Annotated in this window: 22 protein-coding genes and 1 tRNA gene; 6 read left to right on the top strand and 17 right to left on the bottom strand. The window is 63.5% G+C overall.

Annotated features, from left to right (window positions below; translation table 11 throughout):
- Positions 1-16: 16 nt before the first annotated feature.
- On the bottom strand, positions 17-823 hold the full coding sequence (locus AB8717_RS05830) for a helix-turn-helix domain-containing protein (RefSeq protein ID WP_443750094.1): 807 nt from the start codon (positions 821-823) through the stop codon (positions 17-19).
- Entirely contained in the window at positions 820-2,196 is a 1,377-nt protein-coding gene (locus AB8717_RS05825) for a replicative DNA helicase (protein ID WP_443750093.1), read from the bottom strand. The genes AB8717_RS05830 and AB8717_RS05825 overlap by 4 nt, the downstream gene beginning before the upstream one ends.
- Before the next feature lie 163 nt (positions 2,197-2,359).
- Here AB8717_RS05825 and AB8717_RS05820 point away from each other — a divergent pair, with 163 nt between their 5' ends.
- Positions 2,360-3,931, top strand: coding sequence for a hypothetical protein (locus tag AB8717_RS05820; protein ID WP_443750092.1), 1,572 nt, complete (start codon positions 2,360-2,362; stop codon positions 3,929-3,931).
- A 57-nt stretch (positions 3,932-3,988) separates the two neighbouring features.
- Here the strand turns inward: AB8717_RS05820 and AB8717_RS05815 are convergent, their stop codons facing one another.
- Together AB8717_RS05815 and AB8717_RS05810 are read right to left on the bottom strand one after the other, a co-directional pair.
- Positions 3,989-4,945, bottom strand: coding sequence for a hypothetical protein (locus AB8717_RS05815; RefSeq protein WP_443750091.1), 957 nt, complete (start codon positions 4,943-4,945; stop codon positions 3,989-3,991).
- Complete coding sequence (locus AB8717_RS05810; protein ID WP_443750090.1) at positions 4,942-5,304, bottom strand: hypothetical protein; 363 nt, start codon at positions 5,302-5,304, stop codon at positions 4,942-4,944. The genes AB8717_RS05815 and AB8717_RS05810 overlap by 4 nt, the downstream gene beginning before the upstream one ends.
- On the opposite strand from AB8717_RS05810, the gene AB8717_RS05805 reads away from it, so the two are divergent.
- The gene (locus tag AB8717_RS05805; protein ID WP_443750089.1) at positions 5,287-6,339 is read left to right on the top strand and encodes a glycosyltransferase; all 1,053 of its coding nucleotides are present in this window, start codon (positions 5,287-5,289) and stop codon (positions 6,337-6,339) included. The two genes, AB8717_RS05810 and AB8717_RS05805, sit on opposite strands and share 18 nt — an antisense overlap.
- Here the strand turns inward: AB8717_RS05805 and AB8717_RS05800 are convergent.
- From AB8717_RS05800 to AB8717_RS05760, 9 genes are all read right to left on the bottom strand, one after another.
- Entirely contained in the window at positions 6,277-7,233 is a 957-nt protein-coding gene (locus tag AB8717_RS05800; protein ID WP_443750088.1) for a glycoside hydrolase family 5 protein, read from the bottom strand. The genes AB8717_RS05805 and AB8717_RS05800 overlap by 63 nt on opposite strands.
- A 5-nt stretch (positions 7,234-7,238) precedes the next feature.
- On the bottom strand, positions 7,239-8,459 hold the full coding sequence (locus tag AB8717_RS05795; protein ID WP_443750087.1) for a glycosyltransferase: 1,221 nt from the start codon (positions 8,457-8,459) through the stop codon (positions 7,239-7,241).
- Positions 8,460-10,280, bottom strand: coding sequence for a protein adenylyltransferase SelO family protein (locus tag AB8717_RS05790; protein ID WP_443750086.1), 1,821 nt, complete (start codon positions 10,278-10,280; stop codon positions 8,460-8,462).
- A 45-nt stretch (positions 10,281-10,325) separates the two neighbouring features.
- On the bottom strand, positions 10,326-10,784 hold the full coding sequence (locus AB8717_RS05785) for a toxin-activating lysine-acyltransferase (RefSeq protein WP_443750085.1): 459 nt from the start codon (positions 10,782-10,784) through the stop codon (positions 10,326-10,328).
- A gap of 2 nt (positions 10,785-10,786) precedes the next feature.
- Positions 10,787-12,901 carry a peptidase domain-containing ABC transporter gene (locus AB8717_RS05780; RefSeq protein WP_443750084.1) on the bottom strand — a complete coding sequence of 705 codons (2,115 nt, stop codon included), beginning with the start codon at positions 12,899-12,901 and terminating at the stop codon, positions 10,787-10,789.
- Between the two features lie 46 nt (positions 12,902-12,947).
- Positions 12,948-13,280: a thioredoxin family protein gene (locus AB8717_RS05775; RefSeq protein WP_443750083.1), complete on the bottom strand. Its 333-nt coding sequence runs from the start codon at positions 13,278-13,280 to the stop codon at positions 12,948-12,950.
- Between the two features lie 29 nt (positions 13,281-13,309).
- Complete coding sequence (locus AB8717_RS05770; protein ID WP_443750082.1) at positions 13,310-13,942, bottom strand: hypothetical protein; 633 nt, start codon at positions 13,940-13,942, stop codon at positions 13,310-13,312.
- A gap of 101 nt (positions 13,943-14,043) precedes the next feature.
- Positions 14,044-14,187: a hypothetical protein gene (locus AB8717_RS05765; protein WP_443750081.1), complete on the bottom strand. Its 144-nt coding sequence runs from the start codon at positions 14,185-14,187 to the stop codon at positions 14,044-14,046.
- A gap of 223 nt (positions 14,188-14,410) precedes the next feature.
- Positions 14,411-16,636 carry a TonB-dependent receptor gene (locus AB8717_RS05760; RefSeq protein ID WP_443750080.1) on the bottom strand — a complete coding sequence of 742 codons (2,226 nt, stop codon included), beginning with the start codon at positions 16,634-16,636 and terminating at the stop codon, positions 14,411-14,413.
- A 713-nt stretch (positions 16,637-17,349) separates the two neighbouring features.
- Here AB8717_RS05760 and AB8717_RS05755 point away from each other — a divergent pair.
- The gene (locus AB8717_RS05755; protein WP_443750079.1) at positions 17,350-17,751 is read left to right on the top strand and encodes a hypothetical protein; all 402 of its coding nucleotides are present in this window, start codon (positions 17,350-17,352) and stop codon (positions 17,749-17,751) included.
- 540 nt (positions 17,752-18,291) lie between these two features.
- Here AB8717_RS05755 and AB8717_RS05750 read toward each other — a convergent pair.
- The gene (locus AB8717_RS05750) at positions 18,292-18,882 is read right to left on the bottom strand and encodes a TetR/AcrR family transcriptional regulator (RefSeq protein WP_443750078.1); all 591 of its coding nucleotides are present in this window, start codon (positions 18,880-18,882) and stop codon (positions 18,292-18,294) included.
- Here AB8717_RS05750 and AB8717_RS05745 point away from each other — a divergent pair.
- On the top strand, positions 18,856-19,500 hold the full coding sequence (locus AB8717_RS05745) for an AAA family ATPase (protein ID WP_443750077.1): 645 nt from the start codon (positions 18,856-18,858) through the stop codon (positions 19,498-19,500). The two genes, AB8717_RS05750 and AB8717_RS05745, sit on opposite strands and share 27 nt — an antisense overlap.
- A 315-nt stretch (positions 19,501-19,815) precedes the next feature.
- Here the strand turns inward: AB8717_RS05745 and AB8717_RS05740 are convergent.
- Positions 19,816-19,892 (bottom strand) — tRNA-Arg (locus AB8717_RS05740).
- Between the two features lie 61 nt (positions 19,893-19,953).
- Positions 19,954-21,231 (bottom strand): hypothetical protein, encoded by a 1,278-nt coding sequence (locus AB8717_RS05735; RefSeq protein ID WP_443750076.1) that lies wholly within the window; start codon positions 21,229-21,231, stop codon positions 19,954-19,956.
- Positions 21,232-21,304: 73 nt separating this feature from the next.
- On the opposite strand from AB8717_RS05735, the gene AB8717_RS05730 reads away from it, so the two are divergent.
- Positions 21,305-21,910, top strand: a complete 606-nt coding sequence (locus AB8717_RS05730; protein ID WP_443750075.1) for a CGNR zinc finger domain-containing protein — start codon at positions 21,305-21,307, stop codon at positions 21,908-21,910.
- A gap of 8 nt (positions 21,911-21,918) precedes the next feature.
- Here the strand turns inward: AB8717_RS05730 and AB8717_RS05725 are convergent, their stop codons facing one another.
- The gene (locus tag AB8717_RS05725) at positions 21,919-22,356 is read right to left on the bottom strand and encodes a VOC family protein (protein ID WP_443750074.1); all 438 of its coding nucleotides are present in this window, start codon (positions 22,354-22,356) and stop codon (positions 21,919-21,921) included.
- Between the two features lie 723 nt (positions 22,357-23,079).
- Between AB8717_RS05725 and AB8717_RS05720 the strand changes: the two genes are divergently transcribed.
- A complete protein-coding gene (locus AB8717_RS05720; RefSeq protein ID WP_443750073.1) occupies positions 23,080-26,097 on the top strand; it encodes a helicase-related protein in 3,018 nt (1,005 codons plus the stop codon).
- Positions 26,098-26,277: the final 180 nt, after the last annotated feature.

Here is a 26,277-nt window from a genome sequence, read left to right as displayed (position 1 = left end):
ATAATCAGGACCTTCCTCAGACTTTGGCATTTACTGCAAGCCAATCGGCTTCGATGAATCCCCCCTCTTCCAACATCTCCCCAGGCACCTGACACCCGCGCCTCCCCGGCTTTTCGCCCCAGGCGGATAGCCATGTGCCTTGTTTTCTGAAGATGGCCATCCGGAAGGCCCAGTCTATGGCTTCGGGCTGCGTGGGAACGGTTGCCGCCGGTACGAAATCCCGCCATTGGCCGCTGCCTATCCAGCGTTCGAACGCCTTGACGTAGCGGCCGCCTTCGTTGCTGACCGTCGGTGTCGTGCGGAAGGCGTCGATGGCCCTGGACAGAGACATCTGCTCTTCCCCGCCAAGCCTTGCATAGGCCGTATAGGACTTCGCCTTGTCCGATCTCCCTCTGAAATGGGGATAGGCCTTCCATGCGATTTCGAAGCTTTCCGGATAGCCCTTCCCCTTTGTAGAGGTAATAATAAACATAGGGTTCTCCTTGGGGTTACCCTGCACGCCGTGCAGTTGGTCGATGTCGTGGCGTGCAGGTGGTCCATCCGCACAGCGTGCGGTTGGTCGCACCGTAATCAGGTCGGAGGTGCGATTGCCGCTGTCGAGAAAGCGCTTCTTTCGCGCGATCAGTCCGGCCTTTTCCAATGCCGCCAGCACGTACCCGACCTTTCGCACCGACATCCGCGCCCGTGCCGCGATCGTGTCCTGGCCAATCCAGGTCCGGCCGGTCTCGCCGTTGGCGGCTTCGGCCAACACCAGCAGGACGGCCTTGTCGAAGGCCGTCCCGTATTCGATGCGCGCCGCCCAGTCGAGAAGCCGTCCGCTCATGCGCTCCAATCCGAAATATGGTCGTATTCGGCATAGTAGGCGTGCAGGTCGGTGCCGATCTGGGCGCGCCGCGCCTTGGCCATGATCACCTCCATGCGGCGGTCGATCAGCGAGGTGTGCAGGTCATAGTCGGCGCCGGCATTACGCGGACGGCTGCGTTCGCGGTAATAGGCCTCACGATAGGCGAACAGCACGAAGTCGGCGTCCTGTTCGATATGGCCGGACTCACGCAGGTCCGACAGCTGGGGCCGCTTGTCCTCCCGGCTTTCGACCTGGCGCGACAGCTGCGACAGCAGCAGGATGGTGCAGTCCGCCTGCCGTGCCAGCCGCTTCAGCCCTTGGGTGATGTCGCCGATCAGGCTGGCCTCGTTGCGGCCCCTGATATCCGGCCGGCGCATCAGCTGCAGGTAGTCGATGACGACCAGCCCCAGCGGCCCCTTGCGTTTCAGGTCCCACACCCGGCGGCACAGATCGTCAAGCCCAAGGCCGGGGCTGTCGATCAGCATCAGGTTGCCGGGCAGCCGCGCGCGGGCGCGATCGACCGCCGCCCGGTCGTCGGGATGCAGCGGGCCTTCGACCATCTCACGGTATTCGACACCGTGGCCGAGGTCGCGCGTGACGGCCGACAGCGCCCGATAGCCGATCTCCTTCGCGCCCATTTCCAGCCCGAAGAAGGCCGCCTGCATGTCCGGGTTATGGACGGCGAAACCATGGGCGATGGCGCGCGCCAGCCCGGTCTTCCCCATGGACGGACGCCCGGCCAGCACGACCAGTTCACCCGGCATCATGCCGCCCATGCGGTTGTCGACGCAGTACAGGCCGCAGCGCCGCCCCGGCGAACGGCCCGTGGTCAGCATCTCTGTCAGCTCGGCTATCACCTCATCCGCGATCTCGGTTATCGGCCGGATGACACGGCCGGACGCCGGGATATCGCACGCCAGCCCGTCCATGCGTTTGCGCCAGAAATCCAGGACGTCCAGGGCGGGATGGGGGACTGCGCCACAGGCATAAAGCGTGACATCGTGCGCGGCCTGGAGGATCTGCGCCCGCATCCAGTCGTCGGCCAGCAGCCGGGCCATTTCCTCGGCATATTGCGGGCTGCAGCCACTGTTCCACAGGCTTTTCAGGTAGTCGCCGCCTGCGGCGCGGTCCATGTCGGCCAGGGCCTTGTCGCCCTGCAGCGCGCTGCGGATGATGCCGAAGCTGACAGGCTCGCCGCGCGCGGCCATGTCGGCGGAGATTTCGAAAATCCGCCGGTGCAGCGGCTCGGTGAAGTGGTGCGGCTTCAGGAAGGACAGGGCGGCAAAGCGGCCGCCGTCGGTAATGATCGCGCTCAGGACGTCCTGGGCGGCTTCGAGAGTGTTTGTCGGCATCAGGGGGCGCCTCCTTCAGCACCCGCCTCCCCGGCTATGCGGAGTCAGACCAGGTCCGCATACCGTAACCTCTCCCCCCCAACACCTCCCCCTCTTGCAATCCCGCTTCAAGTCTGACATTTAAATAAAACAAATATAATAAATGGCATTGGGAGTGAACACTATGCGTCAATGGATCAAGCGTTTGCCGGCGGTCGTCCCGGCAGCGACCGCGCTGTGCGTGGTTCTGGCCAGCTGCGGCGGCGGTGGCGGCGGCAGTGGCGGCGGCTTCAGCGGCGGCTCGACCTCGTCGTCATCCTCTTCGTCTTCTTCGTCGTCGTCCTCGTCCTCTTCGTCGTCTTCGTCCTCGTCGGCCACGGCGCAGATCAGCGTCGACACGGCGGGCACGGGCGCCACGATCAGCGCCGACCAGATCGGCAGCAACATGACGAACTGGTACGACTTCACGACCACCGGCTCGGTCGCCGCGGTCAAGTCGCTGGGCGTCAAGCTGATCCGCTGGCCGGGCGGGTCGGCGTCGGACACCTATCACTGGCAGACCAATACGGAATGCGCCGGCGGCTATGTCGCGCCCAACACCACCTTCGACAATTTCGTCACCACCGTGATCCAGCCGGGCGGCTACGACCTGGCGGTGACGCTGAACTATGGCTCCAATGCCGCCTGCACCGGCGGCGGCGATCCCGCCGAGGCAGCGGCCTGGGTGGCGCACGCCAAGACGCTGGGCCTGACGGGCGTGCACTGGACGGTCGGCAACGAAAACTACGGCAGCTGGGAATACGACCTGCACGCCGCCAAAAACGACCCGACGACCTATGCGGCGGCGATTTCGGGCGCCGGCGGCTATTACAACCTGATCAAGGCCCAGGACGCGACCGCCCAGGTCGGCGCCGTCGTCCAGGGCGTGGCGGCATGGGACACCAAGGTCCTGGCGACCGGGTCCTATGACTTCGTCGAGCTGCACTACTATGCCCAGAACCCCGGCAATGAGAGCGACAGCTTCCTGCTGGGCAAGGGCGTGACCAACCTGACCGACATGATCAATACGGTGAAGGCCGAGCTGGTCGCGGCCGGCAAGCCCAATACGCCGATCTTCCTCGGCGAATACAATTCGGTCAGCTCCAATCCGGGCAAGCAGTCCGTGTCGATCGTCAACGGCCTGTATACCGGCATGGCGATCGGCGAAGTGCTGAACAATGGCGTGCCGATGGCGACCCTGTGGCAGTCGATCGGCGCGGGCTGTTCGACCGGCGGCAACAATTCGGCCACCCTGTACGGCTATCAGACTTTCGGTTCGTACGGCCAGCTGGCCGATACCTGGCCGAACCCCTATGGCTGCGTCGGCGCGCCCGCCATCCCGCTGGGGACCCTGATGCCCAGCGGCAACGCCATGACGCTGGCGGCGCAGTTCGCGGTCGCCGGCAACCACATGCTGCCGGTCACGGTGCCGTCGTCCCTGCCCAATGTCCGCGCCTATGCGGCGACGCAAGGGTCGGGCTACGCCCTGATGCTGTTCAATCTCGACCAGTCCAACCCGGTGACCTTCAACGTCCAGATGACGGGCGCCACGGCGGCTTCGTTCACCGTGACCACCATCACCTATGGCAAGAAGCAGTACGACGACTCGGCCAGCAATGTGTGGACGGGCCCCGTGACGGCGTCGGTGGGCGTGACCACCACGACGCCCAGCATCACCCTGCCCGCATGGAGCATGGTGGTGGTGCAGCTTAAGTAAAACGCACACGGCCGGCGCGCCATGTCGAGGCATGGCGCGCCGGTTGCTTCCGCCCGCTTAGTGCCTTCCGGCCCCGGCGGCGCCGAAGGCCTTGAGCAGGGCCAGCTTCTCGCGGTCCTCGAGATAGTCGCCCGTCCGGTACAACAGGCCGCGTTCGGCATAGGTCCGGCCGAAATACCGCCAGCCCCCCGCCAGGTGCAGCATTCCCACCGGACTGAACGGCGGATACGACACGCGCACGACGCCGTCCGCGTCGCGGAACGGCGGGTTCCACAGGCACAGATAGTTATACATCGGGTCGAAATAGACGGCCTTGTGCCCCGTCCTGATCAGCATGTTCAGCGAGGTCTGCTCGCCGAAATGCCGCGCCACCTGGCCGTGCTTTTCGAAATCGCGGCCGTAGATGGTCCGGAGCTCGGCCTTCCACGCCTCCCAAAGCGCATTGGTGCGGTGCATGACAAAGAAGCCGCTGTTCACGCACGGCATGACGTGCAGCCTGTCCGCCAGCTCCGTGCCGTAGAGGGCCTCGTAATAGCCGTGGACCTCCTTGTGCGTGACGCGCACCTGGTCGTTGATCTTGGTGTAGGTGTAATGGACCTCGGGGCTGACGAGAATGCTGTCGCGGGCCTTGAGCGCTTCGGCCATCAGGGTCCTGAGGATGCCGGCGTCCTGGAACCAGGTGTCGCAGTCGATCCAGCCCAGGATGTCGGCGTCCGGAAACAGGTCGGGCAGGAAGGCCCGGCAGGTCTGGGCGCGGTGATATCCCAGGTGCGGCGAACTGAGCGCTCCCATCGTGTCGTTGGTCCCCGCAACGACCTCGATGCCGCGATCGCGCAGCCAGTCGAGCGACGACGGCGCGCAGCCGATGTCGAGGAAGGCCAGGCGGATATCTGGTCCCTCCTCTTCTGGCCCTAAAGCCTCCGGCGCTTCGAGCAGGGACAGGAACAGCCCCTTGGCCAGCGGAAAATAGCCTTCGTCGCACGACGACATCAGGACCATTCTTGTCATGGTCATTCCCCCTCCTCCTTGCCCAGGGCTATCGCGTATGGCATTCTTGGGTGACGCATTGCTTTTTCCTTCTCCCCTTGAATAGAGGAGAAGGTGGCCCGAAGGGTCGGATGAGGGGTAAATCCGGCATCTTTCGCGCGCGTATCTGCTGCCGGTTCACCCCTCACCCTACCCTCTCCCCTTAAAAGGGGAGAGGAAGAATAAAAAACGAATCCGGCAAATTCCATATGCGATAGCCCTGCCTCCTTGCCGGAGCCTTTTTTCACGGCCTGTGGCCCGTCTACCCTAAGATGCAGCTTTTCATGTGGTACCGCATAGGTCAATATGGCCTGCAAAACGGGGCGCAGATGACCGGTCAGCCGCACAAAACCTTCCTGATCACCACGGGCACCCGGGGCGACGCCGCGCCGTTCATCGCGCTGGCCAGGCGCATGACGCACGCCGGCCAGGACGTCACGCTGCTGAGCAACGCCGATCACGAAGCCCTGGCCCGCCGGCACGGCGTCGCCTTCGAAGCCGTATCCGCGCCGGACTGGCCGCAGGCCGGCAGGGACGAAGCCGCCTTTTTCGAACAGGTCATCCTGCCGGGCTACAGGTCGGCCTTCGACCGCATCGCGTCGGCGGCCGATGGCGGGGCCCGGCCGCGTATCGTCGCCCGGACGGGCCATTGGGGCGCGCAGTTCGCCGCCGAGCGGTTTGGCCTGGCCTTTGCCAGGATCGCCCTGCAACCCTGCGCCATACGCCAGGACGGGCATCCCGTGTCGCCGCGCGAGCTTAGCCATCTGAACGCCTTTCGCCGGGCCGCGGGCCTGCCCGAACTGGCGCGCGGCAGCCGTATCGCGGAAGACTGGCGGGACACGACCTGCCTGTTTCCCGAATGGTTCGGGCGGCCGCAAAGCGGCTGGCCGCACAGCGGACGGTGCGAGGACTTCCTGTACCTGGACGACGAGGATTATGCGCCGCCGCCGGACCTGGCAGCCTTTGTCGCCGAACACCGCCCGGCCGTCGTGTCGCTGGGCAGCGGGATGCAGGATACCGCGCCGTTTCAGCGGGCCGCCGAACGGATGGTCCGCGACCTCGGCTTGCCTGTCCTGCTGCTGAGCCCGTTCGCCGCGTCCGGTCCCGCGAACGGCCGCCTGATGGTCCGGCCGTCGGCCGACCACGCCTGGCTGCTGCCGCGGTGCCGGATGGTCGTGCACAATGGCGGGATCGGCACGGTCGCCCAGGCCATCCGGGCGCGGATCGCGCAGATCGTGGTTCCGCTGATGTGGGATCAGCCCGACAATGCCCGCCGCGTCCAGGCCCTGGGCCTGGGCGTCGGCATTCCCCTGACGGACTCATTGCCCGCCGACCTGTGCGCGGCTGTCCGCTATGTCGAGGGCGCCCTGGCCGGCCAGTGAACGGAGGTAGGCCCGCACAAGCCGCCCCGAGGGCGTCAGCGTCTGGGCGGGCCAGTGTCCGTCCGGCGACGCCCCGGGCAGGAGGGCGGCGGCGGTTTCCAGCTTGTCGGCGACGGACCAGTTGAAATGGCCGATATGGTGGCGCCGCAGGAAGCGCCACCACGCTTCGGTTTCCACGGGGTCGAACCGGCCGTCGCCGTTCGATTCGCACGTGCCGTATTCGCTGGCCAGCAGCGGCAGGCGGCGGTCCAGCGCGGCCGTGCAATAGTCCCTGAAAGCGCCCCGGTGCGAGGCAGCGTAGAAGTGCACGGCGTAAGCGACATTGTCGAAACCGAGCGGATCGCCGGCGGCCAGGTCGGGACGCTGGCTGTAGGTCGGCGTGCCGGCGACGATCAGGCTGCGCGGCGCGTTGGCGCGGATGATCGGGATGATTTCGGCGCAATAGGGCTTGATGTGCGCGCTCCACCCGTAGCGCGGATAGGGCTCGTTCCAGATTTCGTAGATCAGGTTCGGAACGTCGCCATAGGCGCGCGACAACCGGTCAAAGAAGGTGGCGGCGCTGATGATTTCCATTTCGTGGACGTGCCAGTCGACCAGGACATAGATGCCTTCGGCGATCGCGGCGTCGACGACGGCGGTTACCTTGCGCCACTCCGCCTCGGGGTCCTGGCGGTAGCCGCCGAAATTGACGGCCAGGGCGGCGCGCACGGCGTTGCAGCCCCAGTCCTCACGCAGCCACCGCACGGTTCCGGCGCAGTAGAATTGCGGCATCCACTGGCTCCAGAAGAGCGACATGCCGCTCAGCACGAAGGGCTGGCCGTGGCGGTCGACGATCCGGCCGCCGGCGGTTCCCAGGCCGCCGTGGCGCCCTACGATGGTGTCCGTGTCGAACATGCCGGTCAAACCCTCAAAACACTCTCGATCAGGTCGCAGCCCTTCTCGACGGCGTTTTCCCCCGTCACGGCCGACGCCACCTTTTTCAATCGCCGCGCGACGCCCGCGTCGCTGGTCAGCAGGCGGATCAGGTCCGCCCAGAGGCCGGGCGGCTTGTCGTCCCTGAGCACGGCCGCGCCCAGGCCCAGCCTGGCGACACGCATGGCGTTGTCCGGCTGGTCGAAGCGGTCCGGCACGATGATCTGCGGAATGCCGGCCCTGAGCGCCTGCGCGGTCGTGCCGATGCCGCCGTGATGGACGATAAGCCTGGCCCGGGCCAGCAGCGTGGCCAGGTCGGCGAAATCGGCTTTCAGGATGGGCACCGGGGCGTGCGAGGCGTCGAAAGGCTGGGCGCTGAGGAATATACCCGGCAGCGCCGACGCCTTGCAGACCTCGACCGCCTTGGCGAAGAATCCGGCGACGTCGCTGACGCCCGTTCCCGGCGTAAAGACAAGGGGCGCGCCGTGCCGCGCGATGAAGCTGGCGATGGCGGGGTCCTCGACCTTGTCCTCGTGAAACAGGAAGCCGGTGCAGTGGCTGTTGCGCGGCCAGTCCTCGGCCGGCATGGCGAACCAGTGCGGCGCCAGGACCAGGGTCAGGTCCTCGGTCTGCGCGCCCATTCTGCCGATCCTGTGCGGCGGCAGGCCGAGTGACGCGCGGAAGGCGTTGCGCAGCCTGTAATAGCCGCGCCGCCACTCCATGAAGCGGTAGACCCAGGCGATGAAGACGCGGCCCGGCCGCCCGCTTAGCGGCCCCTGCGCCAGGCGCGCCATCGGCCAGGGCGGACGCATCACCGACCGGATCGACGACGGCTGGAGGGCGACCTTGACGTGCGCCAGGCCGTATTTCTCGGCGGCGCTTTCCATCCCCAGCATGTTGGAGCGGTAGACCAGCAACAGGTTCGGATTTTGCGCGGCGCGTCCGGCGACGACGTCGTAGGATTTCCGGAACGCCGGCAGGGTGGACTGCACGAAAAAGGCCTTGTCGTCGCGTCCGCTCTGCGACGCGTCCGTGGGCGCGATCGCCTCGAAGCGCACGCCGGCCTGCCGCGCCAGCCCTTCCCAGTTGTCGTTGGCCAGGAGGGTCGTGTCGTAGCCGCGCCGGTTAAGTTCCGCCGACAGCGCCAGGAACGGCAGCACGTCGCCGCGCGTCCCCATGGTGCACAGGATGATTTCAGCCTTTTTCATTCACACCGCTTCCGGGGCGCGGTGCCAGGCCGGATAGGCATAGGCGGGCGGCGGCAGGACCAGGTCCGGTGCCAGCCCCGCGGCGTCTGCGAATATCCCGCCCCGGCCGCCATCCGTCACCAGGCTATCCGCGAGCACATCGCGCGGCACCACCCGGCCGAACAGGTACAGGCCGCCGCCGGTCCGCGTGCCTTCCAGCCACACGCGCGGCCTGCCTTCGACGCGGTCGAAGCCGTACAGGGCGGACGACGCGAGGTCGGAGACCTGGCCGTGGATGTCGAAACGGCCCGGCGCCAGCGGCCAGTACCGGCGGCTGCAACTGACATGGCGGTTGACGAAGCGCGCTATCTTTTCGGCCCGTACCCCGAGGTCGTCCGGCAGCTTCCGGATCAGGGTTCGGATCGACGACGTCGAAATCGTATAGGTCAGCCACGGCCGCGACGAAAAGAAGTTGGCGGCCCTGGACAGAGAAACCGTCCCGGAAGACCGCGCGGCCTGCAGCAGCGACGCCAGCTGGCGGGTGACGTCCCGTTCCCGGGCAGGCAGCCGCTCGACGTCCACGGTGCCGGGCGCGAGCGTGTCGTAGATCCAGACGGCGCGCGTCTCGCCACGGTCCTGGAAAGGCAGGACCGTGGTCTGCTGGGCGCGGAAATAGGCCGATATCAGCTCCGGGAACGCCTTGGCGAAGCCGGCGTTTTCAGCGGGATCGACGCCGAGCGCGCGCAGGGCGACGGCCTGGAAGGTCCTGTCGGCGGCCTTCAGGACATTGGCGTAGATATCCTTGAGCGCGGCGGCGTCCTGGCGTGCCGGCACGTATTTCGAGAAGTAGAAATAGAGGGAATCGAGCGCACCGGCGATCTGGTTGCCTTCGTTTCCGAAGCACTCCCCCAGCATCCCGTGAATGCGCCGCCAGCTCGGGACCGAACGGAACGCGCCGAAATCGACCATGGCGCCGTCGACCGTCACGTTCGATGTCAGGAACTGCCCCTGGAAGAGCCGCAAGGCCCAGGCCGCTCCGACCTGCGTCGCCACGCGCCCGGCCATGTCCTCGATGGGATAGACGTCGGGACGCCGCGCCGAGATCGCCCGGGTCGCGTCGCAGACCCTGAGGGCGTCGATGAATTGCGCGGACGCGGGCGTGCCTGAGTCCCCGAAGAAGATACTGCGCTCGAAGTGGGCGGGCCGGATGAAGTTCGGACGCACGACGATGGCGCATCTTTCGGGCCCGGCGTCCGTTTGCGTGTATTCGCCGGTCTCGATGACCGCCAGGATGGGGACGGCGCCGGTCGGAAGCTCGGCGGCGGCGACCTCGGAATCGATGACCTCCTTGATCGCCTCGTTCAGCGTCATGACGCCGGTCGAATGCGTCTTGTCGACATTCGGCGAAACCAGCGGCGTCCGTCCGATGCCCTTGGCGTTGAATCCGCCCAGGATGCCGCACCGGCCGCTGCCGCCGTGAAAGGCGCCGCCCGTGCCGCCGTAGCGGTCGGCGAACAGTTGGCTGCCCCCCTGGCCGTCGTCGGCGCACACACCGTACCGCTCAAGGAGGTCGCGGGTCAGCGCGTCCAGGACCCCGGCGTCGAGGACATCGACGCCGTTTTCCAGGAACCACCGGGTGTTGATCCACGCCAGGGTCGATGCCGGCAACCGGCGGACGGAAAAGGCCACGCACATATTGGGGCCGAGCGCCTGTGGCGAGCCGGCCTCGAGCCCTGCGTCGAGCCGGCGCAATATCCCGGTCCCGGTGTCCGGCTCCGGAAAAAATACTTCGGCCGCGACGCCGGCGTCTCGTGAAATCGGTGAAGCAAGCTGGTCGTGCATTTTCGGTTCCCGCCCAATCCTGTGATTTTATGCAAATGCGCTCTGTCAGCAGCCGCGAACGGCCAGCCTGACGACCGCCTTGACGCGGCCGTCCTTGTGGCGTTTCACGGCATTGACGTGCGAAAACCTGGAAAACGTCTGGTTTCGCAGGGTCTTCACCAGCGCCTTCAGATGGCCGTAGGGCGCGACGACATCGATGAGCCAGAGCTGGTCGCCTTCGTTCCACTCGCTCAGGTGCGGCAGGAAATTGTCTCTCAGGACCATGGCCTGGGCCGTCTTCTGCGTCAGGAACGCCCATACGGCGTACCCCACGGGCACGCCCCGCTCGTTGAGGATGATCTGTATCTGGCGCAGCCGGATGGCCGGCCAAATCTGCGCCGCCAGGGCGTAGATGCGAAACGCCCGCCTTTCCGTATCGAAAAGGATCTGGGTGACGGACCCCAGATCGCACGCCAGCGCCTGCTGGTACGCATTTACGGAATTATCCTGGACGTCGTACGCCATGGCTAAGACACCGTTCCTATGAGGGTATTGGCGGATTTGGTGGCCAGCAGACGGATGGTCCGGTCCGCGGCCGCGATGGTTTCCTGGCGGTGGGCGACGATGATCCGGGTGATCTTCAGCCGCGACAGGGCGGTATTGATGGCCTGTTCGTTCTTGGCGTCGAGGTGCGCCGTGCCTTCGTCCATGATCAGGATCTTCGGCCGCGCATAAAGGGCGCGCGCGATCAGGACGCGCTGCTTCTGTCCGCCGGACAGCACCGACCCCATGTCGCCGACCAGGCTTTCATACCCCATCGGCATCTGGTTTATTTCGTCGTGGATGTTGGCCAGGTAGGCGCATTCGGCGACCAGGCTTTCATCGACGTTTTCGCCGAAGCCGGAAATGTTTTCGGCGATCGTCCCCGAAAGCAGCTGGTCGTCCTGCGAGATATAGGCGATCTGCCGGCGATAGCCGCTGGGGCTCCACTCCCGGATCGGTTTGCCGTCGAGATAGATATGGCCGGACGTCGCGGTATAGAGCCCCGTCAGCAGTTTCAGCAGCGTCGACTTGCCGCAGCCGGACGGGCCGACGACCGCGACGAATTCGCCGGGTTCGATGCTGAGGTTGATGTCCGTCAGCGCGTCGGGTTCGGCCGGCGCATAGCGGAAGGCCAGGTCGCGGCAGGCGATGCCGCCCTGCAGGACTTCGCCGGTATCGGGTTCGTCGATGCCATCCTCGACCGGGCTCAGCGCGATGTCCGAGATGCGTTCCAGGTGCACTTCCAGCAGCCGCCAGTCCAGCAGCTGTTCGACCATTTTCGAGCCCCGGCCTGTGAACTGCGTCTTGTAGGCCATGAAGGCCATCAGCATGCCGACCGTCATGGCCGACGACATGATCTGCGTCACCCCGATATAGGCGACCAGCAGGTCCGCCGCGCCGGTAATGAAGCCGCTTATGCTGGTATAGGTGATCAGTATGGTGCCGAAGCGGACCGTGTTGTTGATCGAATTGACGATGACGTTGCGCTGGAGGCTTTCGCGATTGGGTTCGGCACTGGCGGATTTGATGGTCTGGATGGCACGCAGGGTTTCGAGCAATTTCGTCTGCTCGCCGGCGTCCGACATCAGCCGGTCCATGGCGACGACGCGCGTCGCCCGGTACATTACCAGCCGCGCCGCGACGTAAAGCCCGACGGCGACGACCGAGATGAGCGTCAGTCCCGGCGAATAGTAGATCATGATGCCCAGCAGGCCGACGCTGAGGACGCCGTCCATCAGTATTTCCAGCGCCTTGTTGGAAATGAACTCCCGTATCGGCAGGATCGAATTGTAGCGGTTCTGTATGTCGCCGACCTGCCGCTTGTGAAACCATTCCAGCGGCAGGCGTATGAGATGATGGAAGATGCGCGCCTTCATCTCATAGGACAGTATGCTCGAAATATATTGCAGGATGAATCCCCGCACCGTCTTCGACACGGTGTCGAACAGGAGGATGAAGGCGAAGGCGATCGTCACGGTCTTCAGCAGGCTGTAATTGTCGGCGATGACGACCTGGTCGATCAGTATCTGCATGTAGAACGGCGTGGCGATGGCAAAGCATTCCACCACGATGGAAATCAGCAGGGCCTGGCCGAGCGCCTTCCTGACATCGGCGGAAAAGGCCAGCAACGATGAGATCGTCAGCCTCTTCGTTTCCTTGCGCGGCGTAAACCCTTCCGACGGCGCCATCTCCACGGCGATCCCGGTGTAGTATTTCGAAGCACTGGCGGCATCCACCCACAGGCTTCCGCCGGACGGATCGAAAATATAAAGCTTGCCGCCCCTGAGTTTCGACAGGACGACGAAGTGGTTCATCCCCCAATGCAGGACGGCCGGAAGCCGCAACTTCTTCAGGTCTTCCAGGTCGCACTTGACGGGCCGGCTGCCCAGGTGGATCGCATTGGCCATGCCGATCAGGTTTTTCAGCGTCGCGCCCTTGAGCGACAGGGCGAACCTTTGCCGCAAGGTCGCAAGGTCGGTCTCGTAGCCGTAATACCCGGCGACCATCGCCACGCAGGCCAGCGCGCATTCCGCCGCCTCCGTCTGCCGTATCAGGGGCAGCTTCGGCGACGGCTTCAGCTTCAGAATATCCCAGCCCATGGTCATGATCTCAAATAAGGACGCGCATTCCGGACGCCGTGCCGGGTCACTGGATGAGGTATTTCATGACGTAGTCCACGATCAGCTCCGGCGGATCGAGCGGATTGACCCCGACAAGCCGCTTCACCTCGGCGCCGTTTTCGAATTTCACCAGGGTGGGAAACGCCGTGATGGCGTTGGCGCGGATGAAGGCGCGATCTTCCCGCACCAGGGGGTTCAGTTCGAATATGGTGATGGCTGTGGTCCTGAATTCCTCGCGGGCCAGGACGTCGCTCAGGACTTCGCACGGCTCGCATTCCATCAGCGAGAAGACGACCACGCCGGTGATAGTGTCCAGGTCCCGCGACGGGACCGGCAGGACGGTATTGGCAGCTTGCATTGTAAGCACCTTCTTCTGAATCGCGACGCTCAGTTCGCGGACATCTGGTAAAACGGATCGAGAAGCCAGGACGCGACGCTTCTCCGGTCGAGAACGACGGCGGCCCGCAGTGTCATTCCAGCCTTCAGTTGGCCCGCCTTCAACTGGCCGGCCTTCAACTGGCCGGGTTTGCCGGGCGAAGACACGGACTGCGCCTTCAACTTCACAAGGGCGACGTAAAGCGGCGCGCTCAGCCGCAAATCGGGTTGCAGGCGGGCCGGCCTTGCCGGGACGTCGGCCACGGACACGACCGTCCCTTCGCCGTTGCCGTAATACGGGTACGGAAAGGCGTCGTAATTTAGCACCACGGACTGGCCGGCCTTCAGGGCGGCGGCGGCGCGCGGCGGCAGGTACAGGCTGGCCATCAGGACGGCGCCCGGCCCCGCCTCCCCGGCTGCCGGCTTCAGCTCGCCGTAGACCGATATTGCCTGCGTATGCGGGAGGAAAAAGGACGAGATGACGGCCGAAACGACAACAAGGGCCAGGAAGAGCGATATGACGCTCCATGACGACGGCATGGCTTCGAACGGCCGGCCGTACCGGTGCTCGAAACGGGCATCGAGGGCTTCCTTGCGGAACAGGCCCGTATATTTCACCATGCTCTTGTTTGGGTCGCCGTCCACGCCAGACACATCCATTCCCCCGATAAAGCCGGTTCAGCCGGCGGGCTTCGCCCTTGCGGAACCGTGCCGGCCTCCCGCTGGAAGGCCGGCACGGGGTGCGCTTAGCAGGTGACCGAGCAGGTCACGGTCGCCGTGCACGACGTTTCACCGCCGAAGGTATAGGTGCAGGTGACAGTCGCGGTGCACGTCGTGTGGCAGGTGCCGCCGCTGACTTGTTCGATTTCTTCCAAAGACAGATCCCTCATGGGTTTCTCCTAGTTTGCTATCGGCCTGTTTGATGCCCGCAGCCCGGCCGTAAAATGGCTGCCGACAAAACCCTTATAAGTTTAATATGAAACAATATTATACTTATACGGGAATACGAATCCGCAAAAACGCACAGCTTACCGCTCTGCCGGAAACACCTCAGGCGCCGGCCGTCTGACGAATTACTGAGATAGCCTGTAAACTGGCGGCCCCTCGGCCCCGCTAATGCTTTGGCTGAGGGAACGAGAAAAAGTTACGCGTTATTGTGACATAGTATACCGGCGCACGTTCAACCGCTTCGCTATCGGAATACACAAGCGGCGTTTGCACGACGGTCTTCTTCCGGTCGGTCCGGAAAAGGTCAGATCCACCGAACGCTATCTGGACCTGGGAATTGATATTGTGCGTGAACTGGAAGCCGGCGGCGGCATGGGAGCCGGTATAGCCTTGCGGCGTCATGGCCTTTCCCGTCAGGGCCAGATCGACCCTCAGCTGGTCCTTGTTCTTCGCGGTGTAGTTTACCCCTATCTTGCCGCCCAGGGACTGGATCGAGCGCCCCCCGGGCCACGACAGGGTCCGCATTACAGACTTCGACGCGATAATATCCGCGTCCATTTTCAGGGCCGGGGAAACGGTATTGCTGAAATAGACGTCGACGCCGGCCGTATTGGCCATGCCCTGGTTGACCCGGGTCGTCTGCACGACGACATTGCCGAGGTTCTGGGGGTCCGCGATGATGCTGTTGGTCGTGGAGATGAGCTGCGTATCCTGCTTGACGAACAGCCGGACCGAGCGCGTCAGGTTCCCCCTGGCGTACTCGTCCGAAAGCTCAAACCCGTTCGTTATCTGGGGCTTGAGCGAGGCATTGCCCTTGAAGACGTTGTTCAGATCCTGGTAGACCAGCCTCGAGCCCAGGTCGTACGGCGCCGGCCGCTCCAGCCGTTGCGAGTAGTTGAAGCGGAGCTTTTCGTCGGACGACAGGACATAGGTCGCAAAAACGCTGGGCGTTATTTTCGTATAGTTGATCCTGTTGGTCTCACCGGAAATGACCTGGTGCGTGTTCAGGACCAGGGTTTCGGACCGAAGTCCGCCCAATATCGTCCACTTGTCGCCGATTTCCTTCTGATAGGTGACGTAGGCCGCATACAGGGTCTGCCGCCACCGGAAAAGCTGGCTGAGGTTCGGGTTGAGGCTCAGGACGCTTCCCGGCGCGCCGGGACCGAACATGGAACTGGCCTGCTCGTTGTCGTCGTGGGTCATCTGCAAGCCCGACGACAGCTGGTCGTCGCCGACCGGCGTATTCAGATCGACGCTCAGGACGGCCTTTTTGGCCTTCGAGGTTCCGTTCGAGCTCGTCCGCTGCGTCGTCCCCGCAAGCCCCGGCGTGCCCGACGTCCTGAAATACAGGTCGTTCAGCGCGTCGTTGATATTGACGTTGTTCGACAGGTCCGCACTGACCTTGAGGGTTTCGTCCGGCCGCTTGCCGTAATGCATCCACGAAAGGCTCAGGCTTTCGTTTTCGAACCGGCTGCCGACCCCGCCCCCCATGTCCATGTCCGAGGTCGGCGTCATGGTGGGGCTGCTGGAGACGGCGCCCCCCGTCAAGGACGATGAAAAATCGCCCTTGTACAAGGTCGCCTGGCCGTTCAGCACATCGTCCTTGCCCAATTTATATTCCATGCTGCTGAACATGATCGGCGTAATGGCATGGCCGCTGATCGCTACATTGGACAGGTTGAACGAGGCGGGCTGGCCGTTGGTGTCGAACTGTTCCAGAGCCTGGGAACTGCGGTTGGCGATTTCGCTCCGGTTAAACCCGAAAAATCCCATCAGGGTCAGCTTGTCCGTCGTAACAGCCTCGAATATGCCCGGCTGGTAGCCGCCGGCAGAGTCCACCTTGAGGGATTCATTTCCGAAATGTCCCGGAGGAAGCGCGACATTGGTGACCAGGTTGATAATGCCGCCCGAGCCTTCCGAACCGTATTGCGCGCCGGGATTGGAGATTACCTCTATCTTCGAAATGACCTTGGACGGCATGGCCTTGAGCGCCAGGCCGCGATTATCCCCCGACAGCAGCTGGGAGGGACGGCCGTTTACGTAGATAAGGACGTGCTTGCCCCTGAGGGTAACGTCGCCATTGCTGTCGACATCGACCCCGGGCACCTTTTTCAACGTGTCCGCGACCGAGGCGTTCTGATTGGAAGGGTCCTTACCGACATCGTAGACCTGGCGATCGATCTTGTTGCCGTTCTTCTTTCCGGTAACCGTGACCGTGGAGCCGCCGTCCGTGCCGGGCGCTTCTTCTTTCTGAGGCGGCGTCTTGGCCGTATCGGTTTTATCCTGCGGCTGGGCGGGCTGGGCCTGATCCTGCGCGAACGCGGACGCCGGCGCAGCAACGGCGAACGCCAGTCCGGCCAAAACCAAACTCAGTTTTGTGGTTGCCCGCACGATGAAACGCCCCCCTTCATCCCAATAGAAAATAAATACTACTATTCGTATCCCTTCGGGGCAAGCCGCGAAGAGTCGATCCGCTTAACATAGCAGGCGAGTTCATGGTCTCAGGCAAATTCGGAGCGAAACGCAAGCCTTGCGCCGCACGGGCAATCCCTGCCCTGCCGATCCGGTCTGAAATCTGTTGAAGCCGTCAGGAAACTCTACTGGTCGAGACGGGCAAACCTGCCGCGGCAGCGTTCACGCAGCCAGTCTCTCCGCAACGCAAGACTACGCGTCTAGGACGCTGTATCATCAGCGATGGCAATTGTGAGAGCCGCAAGCTCCATCATGCTTTTCCCGCCCAGAACCAGCGGAAACGGGACCTCTTGTCCCAGCAGGTCCACCCCCTCCAGGCCATCCTCAATCACGGTGTCCGGGCCAGTTCCACCCTTGTCCATCGTTACCCCCTTAAGTAGTTTTTGTGCTTAAGGGGTACCCGCAAAGCGCGCGCCGAGTCAACCTTCTATTTTGACAGGTGATAAAATTATTTTATGTAAAAAATGAAACCTTTCCTTACATTGTGAATTACAACCTTTGTAGCATTTTTGACATGGAAAATTGCGCCCGCTTCACTCGGCGAAAGCGATCAACTAAAAGTCGAATTCGCCTTGTTAAGGGAACAATTCAATATATGATTGACCGTAACTGCCCATGATAAGGAGAACACAATGGAACGCCTGTGGAAAACGTCACTAGTTTTTGCGGCTATAATATTCACCGCGCCCGCAACGGGTTACGCGGCGCCTCAAACATCTGGTCCTGACGACAAGGCGCCCGTCGCCGGTCCGCAAGCCCCTGCTCCCGAGGAAAAATCGACCCTGACCTGTTCCGACGAAACGAATAATCTGACGGAGATACCGGCCAACGCCGCGGCCGTCAGCGTTACCGTGACGGAACCCTACATTTTGGGATTGTGCAAAGCGGCTGAAGGCCAGGCGCTTTCTGTCGTCACGCCGTCCGCGCCGTACACGTTCAACATCGACGCCGGCAAGACTGTGGTCGTGGCTTACACGGTGAAGGACGCGTCAGGCGCGACCGCGGGCGGAAGCATAACCTATATACGCCCCTGACTTTGGCGCGGAGCCTCGCCTGAAGGCGCAAAAAGCCGCTGGAAAACGGCGGCTTTTTTGTCTCGCGAGCCGGACCGGCGCTGGACGGCGAACGACACCCGGGCGGCAGCGATTCAGAAGCCCTTGCTGTGCGGGCCGGTTAAGGCACGCGCCGTAACATACTGAGGGAATTCAGCTTGCCAAGCGCGCTAGTTTGGGCGGAACCGCTAGGTGCGGTTAAGCCGCCGAAAAACGCGCAGATTTGGCATCAAAGAGCGGAAAAACGCGCAGAGCCCGCGCAACTCTCTGAATTCTATAAAATACTCGCGTTCGTCCACCGCAATTTCTGAGCGATGGTCTTCTGAAAGCCGCTACGACTGCTACGACTAGTCGCCGAGACCGATTTGCCGTCTGGTCTGCGGTCTTCCCTGCTCTATCATAGAGAGGGCGGCGTCGACGAGACCGAGGGACCGTAACGGAGTGACGGCGAGATTTAGGAATGCGAACCGACCGCTCTGGAACCGTGCGACAACACTCGTCTTGAAGACCCGGACGCGTGGCCTACCCCGGCCGCATTATCGCAGCCATACCGAGCCTGGCAACACTGAGCACGCGATTGACAATGTGGGCGTCGCTTTCCTGTATTTCGAGTTGGCCGTCGATCATGAGCAGTGCGAGCCCGTGGGTCAAGGCCCAGAGAAACAGTGCCACATAAGGTACATCATTGATCGGCACCACGGCGATCAGACTCGCTTTCAGCCCGTCATAGGCGGGGCGGCGAAAGGCGCGGACCGCTTCTCCCTCATCTGAGCCTCCCGCAAAGCCTTCGCCGAACATGAGACGGTACAGGGCTGGATGCTCACGCGCGAAAGCGACGTAGGCCACGGCATAGTCGGCGAGACCGCCGCCGACTTGCGCGGCGACCGCCTTCATGCGTTGATCAAGCTCGTCGAACCCTTGCCTGGCCAGAGATGCGGCAAGGGCTTCCCGGCTGGAAAAATGATGGTAGACCGCCGGCGGCGACACGCCGTTTCGCTTCGCGACTTCGGTCAGGGCCAGCGCTGACGCGCCACATTCTTCCAACAGCTCACGCGCCGTTTTCAGAAGCGCACTGCGCAGGTCGCCATGGTGGTAGCTCGATTTTTTTTGCATCCGGGCTTCCCAAAAAGGAATCTTAATGTAATTAAGATTGTCGCTCGTGTAGAGGATTTTCGCAATGAAAATCAGAGCGCAAAGACAAGTGAGCAGGAGAGCTGTTTGACAACTACTATACATATGATCTGTGGGCCGGTGGGCGCAGGGAAGACGACCTATGCGCTTGAACTTGCGCGTCGGGAGAACGCTATCGTCTTTTCGATGGACGATTGGATGCGGCGCCTGTTCGGTGGCGACGTGCCCGACGCAACAGATATGACTGGCATCGACTTCGCTTGGTTCGCCGAGCGCGTCGATCGTTGTGAGGACCAGATATGGCAGGTGGTTGAGCAAATGACCCCGGCCCAGGTGAACGTTATTCTCGATTTTGGCTTCATACGCCTTGCGCGCCGCGAAAAAGCGCGTCAGCGCGCTGCGCAGCTGGGACTGGAAAGCCGCCTTCACATCCTCGACGTCGACTTCGAAACACGCCGCGAGCGCGTGACGAAGCGTAATCGTGAACAGGGGCAAACCTACAGCTTCGAAACAACGCCGGCCATGCTCGACTTTGCCGAGCGTCTGTTCGAAGCGCCTGGGCCGGGCGAACAGCTTGATTCTATTTTGGTAAACCGTTAGCTAGGTGGAAGCGACAAGCGAGGTTTTCCGAAGCAATAGGCTCGAAGGTCCGCAAATGGGCAAAAGCAGCCGTCTGATCGTTTTCGTGATAGCGAACTCGAGGCGGAAACTCCGAGCCGCAGCGGTGAAAAAGACCTCAGCAAATTTCAGGCGCGCAAATAGCGGTGATTCTTGCGGGTTTTTCGTGCTCGAAAACGGCCCCACCATCCAAATAGATATATCACAGATTTAAAAGTTCGGCATTTTCGCCTTTACGCTGCGAAAAACCGGTGCTTTAACGCTAAAACTCCGGCTCTTTAACGCTAACGCACAATTTGGCGACCCCTGCAGGACTCGAACCTGCGACCTCTGCTTTAGGAAAGCCTTGCTCTATCCGGCTGAGCTAAGGGGCCATGCCGCAGGGTGTCTTACACAGCTTGCGGCTTGGCGCGCAAGCGGGAATGAAGGCTATCCTCAGCTGAGCGTGTCACCGCGCTTCCGGCCGGTGACCGCGATCAGGAAGCCCAGCAAGGGCAGCAGCAAGCCCCACGCATATTGCGAACGCGACACGCCGATATTGAACGGAAACCAGATGCCGGGGACGCCGAAGGCGTTAAGGTCCGCCGCGAAGCTGCCGACCGCCGTCAAGGCCATGGCCGCAAGGGCCAATACCTTGTGCTCGCCCCGGCGGACGATGCGGACGGCGATCGCCGCCAGCGACAGGGCGACGATGATCCGCCCGGCGGCTTCGACCATGGGGTTGGCAAGCAGCGCGCCTGTCACAAGGATCAGATACGCCGCGACAGCGGCCCACCCGACGACCCTTTGCTCGCGGCCTTCGGTCCAGGCGTTCCACGCCATGACCCAGCAAAGCTTGGCCAGCGGGCCAAGGACGACGCTGTTTTGCCATTGCAGGCCGGAGCCGGTCAGCAGGTCGCTCCAGGCCGAGACGGCGTTGCCGAGCCGCAAGGCCCCCGTGGCGATCAGCGCCGGGACCAGCCACAGCAGGAACGGCGTCCGGGATCCGGCAAAGGCCGCGATTGCCGCCAGCACCGCCATGCCCACGGGCAGGGCCGCGTCGGCGATATAGCCGGCGACGGTGCGCCACCACTCGGCGCGATAAAGCGCGTCGGCGTCTCCCCGGGACGCCAGCACGGGCACGGTGCGCAGGCCTCCGCTTTGCGCGTCTCGCGGGCCCGGCTGCATATAGGCCCGGATCGCCAGCACGGCGGTGGTCTTGCCGGTTGGCGGCAGGACAACACGGAACGGCCGGGTCACATTGACCCTGGGCGTAGCGGACAACCGGCCGACACCGCCGATCGGGCGGCCGTCCCAGAACATCTCATAGCCGTCGTCGACGGCCGGCGGACCGACCAGCGCCAGGGCTTCGCCCGGCGGCAGCGTCACCTGGCGGCGGTACCAGCCATAACCTTCGAGCCCCGGATGGCCATGGGCGCGCCAGCCGTCGATATAGCCAGGAATGCCGACATCGCCATCGCGGCTGTCAGCCTTCGCCACCAGGGTCAAGCGGTCCCAGCCACTGTCGTCGGTCCCGGGCGCCGCCCAGGACGCGTTATCGCCGGCATGGAACCGCCACGCCCCGTCCAGCGCCTGCCCGATGCGCGGATCCGGCCGCCCGCCGAAGGCGATGACGCCGGTTACCGCTGCGGTCGCGAGCAGCCAGAAGACGCAGAACCAGACGCCCAAGGCGCGGCCAAACCCTATCCGTATGGAAGTGCGGGCGATTTTCATACTACCAGCTAAATGCGTTTTAACGGTAGAGTCAATCTTTCCCATGGCCGGGGCTGCATGCTATCCTGCCAGTATGACGTCACCCTCACCGCGCCCGATCGCCGCGATCCGCCTGGATGGCGGGCGCCTGTGCCTCGACTTCGTCAACACCATCCACGACCGGTTCGCGGCGGGGCCCGAGGACTATCTGGCGACACCGGAACGCTACGTCGAATGGGCGCGGCGCACGGGCGCCCTGGGGTCCGATGAGGATGTGGCGCCGCCAGGCTCCGGGGAGGCGCGCCTGATGAAGGATGTCAGGACCTTGCGCGACGCCCTGTTCCGTGTGCTGGCCGCATCGATCGATGGACACCCGCTGCCGGCCGATGCGTTACGGGTGGCGAATGCGTGGTTGCTCGAAGCCCGGAAGGATCAGGCACTCGGACCCGACGGACAGCTGGTTCAGTCCGGCCCCCGCGGCGATGCGCGGCGTCCGCTGAAGTGCATAGCGCTCGATCTGGTGGATACGCTCGAGGCAGCGCGCGCGGGACGGCTCAAGCTGAAGCATTGCGCCAACCAGACCTCGTGCGGCTGGCTGTTCGCCGACACGACCAAGAACGGAAAGCGCCGGTGGTGCGCCATGCAGACCTGCGGCACGCTCAGCAAGATGGCGACACAACGGGAGCGATCGCAGGCTTAACCGGTTGCCTAACCCAGCTCCTGGGCCAGGCCGATCAGGATGCCCTCGGGGCCGCGGATATAGCACAGCCGGTAGACGCCCTGGTAATCGACGACTTCGCCGGCCAGCTCGGCACCACGTTTGTAGAGCCGCTCCAGCGTTTCGTTGAGATCGTCGACGGCGAACATGACGCGCAGGTAGCCCAGCGCATTGACCGGCGCCTGGCGGTGGTCGGCGATCACGCCGGGCCGGATGAAGCGCGACAGTTCGAGACGGCTGTGGCCGTCCGGCGTGCGCATCATGGCGATTTCGACGTGCTGGTCGCCAAGGCCGGTGACGCGGCCTGCCCATTCGCCTTCGATGGTGGCCCGGCCTTCGAGGTCGAGGCCGAGTTCCTGAAAGAAGGCGATCGCGGTGTCGAGGTCCTCGACGACGATGCCGACATTGTCCATGCGTTTGAGTGCCATATGGGCAGCGTACTCGGTGTGGGGTGGGTGGTAAATGGGTAATCGGCTTATGAGCTGGCACGGAGTGGATGGAACACCGGATATTGTCGCTCCCCATTTATGAGAGGACATCGCGTATGAGACCGCCAATGTCTTAAACAAACTTCCCTTCTCCCCGCTTGAGGGGAGAAGGTGGCCCGAAGGGTCGGATGAGGGGTTACTGTACCTTCAGCGGGCGCATCCTATGACGATTTCCCCTTACCTGACTTTCGGGCCTTTCCTCTCTCCATTTGAGGAGCGGAGGGCTAGCGAAAGGCACGCAGCGCCAAGATGAGTGGTAGTATCAGCATGTGCGCGTGCGGAAGATGCCGGATTTACCCCTCATCCGACCCTTCGGGCCACCTTCTCCCCTATTCAAGGGGAGAAGGAAAAGGCAACGCGTCATCCCGGAATTCATATGCTATTGCCCTGCCATAAATGGGGAGGGCGAAGCACGTCAGTGGAACATCGCAAAATCCGGTATCCAGACACCAAATCGGCGCGTTTTGTATGGTTAATGCTGACTTTGGGCACCAGATATGGTATAGAACAGAATCAGAATAGTGATTCGTCACTGATTCGGTCATGATTCGTTTCCGGGACGTTCGCGCGATCCTGTGCATGTCGTTTACACTTGACCGCTAAGCCGCCTCGCCGCGCACTTTCGCCTTTGCAAATCGATGCGCGGACGCCTATCTAAGCGCCGTGTCCACGCCTCCCGCCTCCACCGTATTCGCGCGCCCGCACGCAGAGCCCTCGCGGCTGGTGGCTGTGCTGGGTCCCACCAATACCGGCAAGACCCACTATGCGCTCGAGCGCATGACCGCGCACGCCACCGGCATGATCGGCCTGCCGCTGCGGCTGTTGGCGCGCGAAATCTATGAGCGCGTCGTCGCCATGAAGGGCGTGAACGCCGTGGCGCTGATCACCGGCGAGGAAAAGATCATCCCGCGCCTGCCGTCCTATTTCGTGTGCACGGTCGAGGCCATGCCGCTGGAACGGCAGGTCGACTTCCTGGCGGTCGACGAAATCCAGTTGTGCGGCGATGCCGAACGCGGCCACGTCTTCACCGACCGGCTTTTGCACGCCCGCGGCCGGCATGAGACCCTGTTCCTGGGGGCGCGCACCTTCGCCCCGCTGTTCAGGCGCCTGTTCCCCGACGGCGAGATCCTGACGCGCGAACGGTTGTCGACCCTCACCTATTCCGGCTCGAAGAAGCTGACGCGCTTGCCGCGCCGGACCGCCATCGTCGCCTTTTCGACCGAGAAGGTCTACGCCATCGCCGAGCTGATCCGGCGCCAGCGCGGCGGCGCGGCCGTGGTCATGGGCTCGCTCAGCCCCAAGACGCGCAACGCACAGGTCGCGCTGTTCCAGCGCGGCGAGGTCGATTTCCTGGTGGCGACCGACGCCATCGGCATGGGGCTGAACATGGATATCGACCATGTCGCCTTTTCCGGGCTGTCGAAATTCGACGGCCGCAGCTCGCGCCATCTGACGGCGCAGGAGATCGGGCAGATCGCCGGCCGCGCCGGACGCTTCACGCGATCAGGAACCTTTGGCGTCACCGGCGAATGCCATGAGATCGACGACGACCTGGTCCACGCCGTCGAAAACCATCAGTTCATGCCGCTCGACGCGGCCGAATGGCGCAATCCCTTCCTCGACTTTTCGTCGCTCGACGCGCTGTTCCGTTCGCTGACCCGGCCGGCGGAGCGAACAGGACTGAGGCTTGCGAAAGAAGCGCTCGACGAAAAGGCCCTGCGGCACCTGTCGCAGGACGAGGATATCGCCGCCAAGATCAGGAACCCCGTGACCTTGCGCGTGCTGTGGGAAGCCTGCCAGTTGCCGGATTTCCGGAAAACCGGATTGGACGAATTCCTGAAGCTGGTGGCGTTTCTGTTCTGGTCGCGCATCGGCAAGGACGGCGCCGTGCCCGAGGACTGGTTCGAAACGCAGGTACGCGATCTCGACAAAACCGGGGGTGACATCGATACAATATCTTCGCGGCTTTCGGGCGTGCGAACCTTAAGCTATATTGCCAATCGTGGCGGATGGCTTAAACGAACCGATCACTGGCGCGATGTCACGCGCGACCTGGAGGAACGCTTGTCCGACGAACTGCACGAAGGCCTTATGCAACGCTTCATCGATGCGCGCACAAGCGCGCTGATGAAGGCGCTCAACGCCGACGAAGTCATCGCCCCCGAAGTCAATGCCGAAGGCCAGGTGCTGGTCGAAGGCCATGTCGTGGGGGAATTGAAGGGCCTGACCTTCAACCTCAGCCATTCCGATACGGCGGTCGAGGACAAGACGCTGCGCCAGGCGGCGTTCCGCGCCGTCAATCCGCTGCTGCTCGATCGCCTGCGCGCCCTGGCCAACACGGCGTCGAAGACGTTGCGGATCGAGGGCACGACCGTGCTGTGGAACAACGATCCCGTGGCGGTCATCGAGCCGTCCGATCCGTTCAATCCGCGCGTCAAATTGCTGGAAAGCGCCGACCACCCGACGCTGCGCGAGCGCGCCGAAAAGCGCGTGACGGATTTCGTCCATCAATTGTCGCTGGTGACGCTGAAGCCGCTGCACCGCGTCAAGCAGGCCGCCGACGCCGAGGGTACCGCCGCGAACGTCCGCGCCATCGCTTTCCAGCTTTATGAAAACGGCGGCGTGACGCGCCGCGACGAGACGGTCAAGCTGACACCCGAAGAAAAGGCCGCGCTCAAGGCGTTGGGCGTCGCCGGCCACCGTTACCTGTGGTTCCTGCCCGACCTGCAAAAGGGCAAGGTAAAGCATTATCTGGCCAGCTTCGGCGAGGCCGAGGGCCAGCGCGCCCTGACGGCGCAAGGCCTGGTGGCCATCGCCGGCCACGACCCGGTCAGCGTCAAGCTGTTGTCGCAGCTCGACAAGATCATGGGCACCGGCATCTATCAGAAGGGCGCCATCTATGTCCGCCCGGACGCTTTCGCGCATCTCAACATGGACGACAAGGTGCGCGACAAGCTGATGCTGGCGCTCGGCTACGTCAAGGTGCCGAACATCATGATCTCCGTGCCGGTCAAGGCGCCGGAGCCGGTGAAGGCCGAGGCCGAGGCAGCGGCTGAAGAGACGGCCGAGGCCGAGGTCACGGACGCGCCGGTTGACGAGATCGCCGAGGTTGAGGCCGTCGCGGAAGCGGTTGGCGCTCCGGTCGAAGACATCGTTGAAGCCGAAGCGTCTGCCGAAGTCGACGCTGTCGTTGAGGCTGTTGAGGCCCCGGCTGAAGAGATCGTCGCGCCTGCCGTCGAAGCCGAAGTCGCCGCTGAGGCCGCTCCCGAAGCTGAAATCGCCGATGCCCCGGCGGAGGCGCCGGCCGAAGCTGTCGCGGCACCGGTCGAAACCGTCGAAGAAGAGCGCATGGGCTATCGCCACCGCCGTCCCGACGCGGAGCGCCGCGAAAACCGCCACCACCGCCGCCCGCATGGCTACAAGCCGGCCGAGGGCGCCGAAGGCGAAAAGCCGCATCGCAACCGTCACCGCCACGGCAAGGGCCGGCCCGAAGGCCAGGGCGAAAACGCCGGCCAGCGCGAGGGCCAGAACCGCGACCACAAGCCCCGCGACGGCAAGCCCCATGGCAAGAGCGGCAAGCCTCAGGGCAAGGGCGGCCCGCGTCCCGACAACAAGCCGCGTGAGCCCTATGTGAACCCCTACTCGCCCTTCGCCATCCTGCGCGAAAAGCTGGGCAAGTAAGAGAAAGCAAGAAACCCCACCACCACCCTGCGCTAACGCTCCGGGCGGTCCCCCTCCCCATCGCTTCGCGACGGGGAGGTACAATGAGGTGTGACTTCATCCCCTTTGTACCTCCCCGTTTTCGCAGAAAATGGGGAGGGGGACCGCACGAGCGAATGCATGTGGAACATGCATGAGTGA

It is taken from the genome of Asticcacaulis solisilvae (assembly GCF_052327315.1).
GTDB lineage: Bacteria > Pseudomonadota > Alphaproteobacteria > Caulobacterales > Caulobacteraceae > Asticcacaulis > Asticcacaulis solisilvae_B.
The sequence above is the reverse complement of the archived record's forward strand: the minus strand, read 5'-3'. Positions and strand labels throughout refer to the sequence as shown.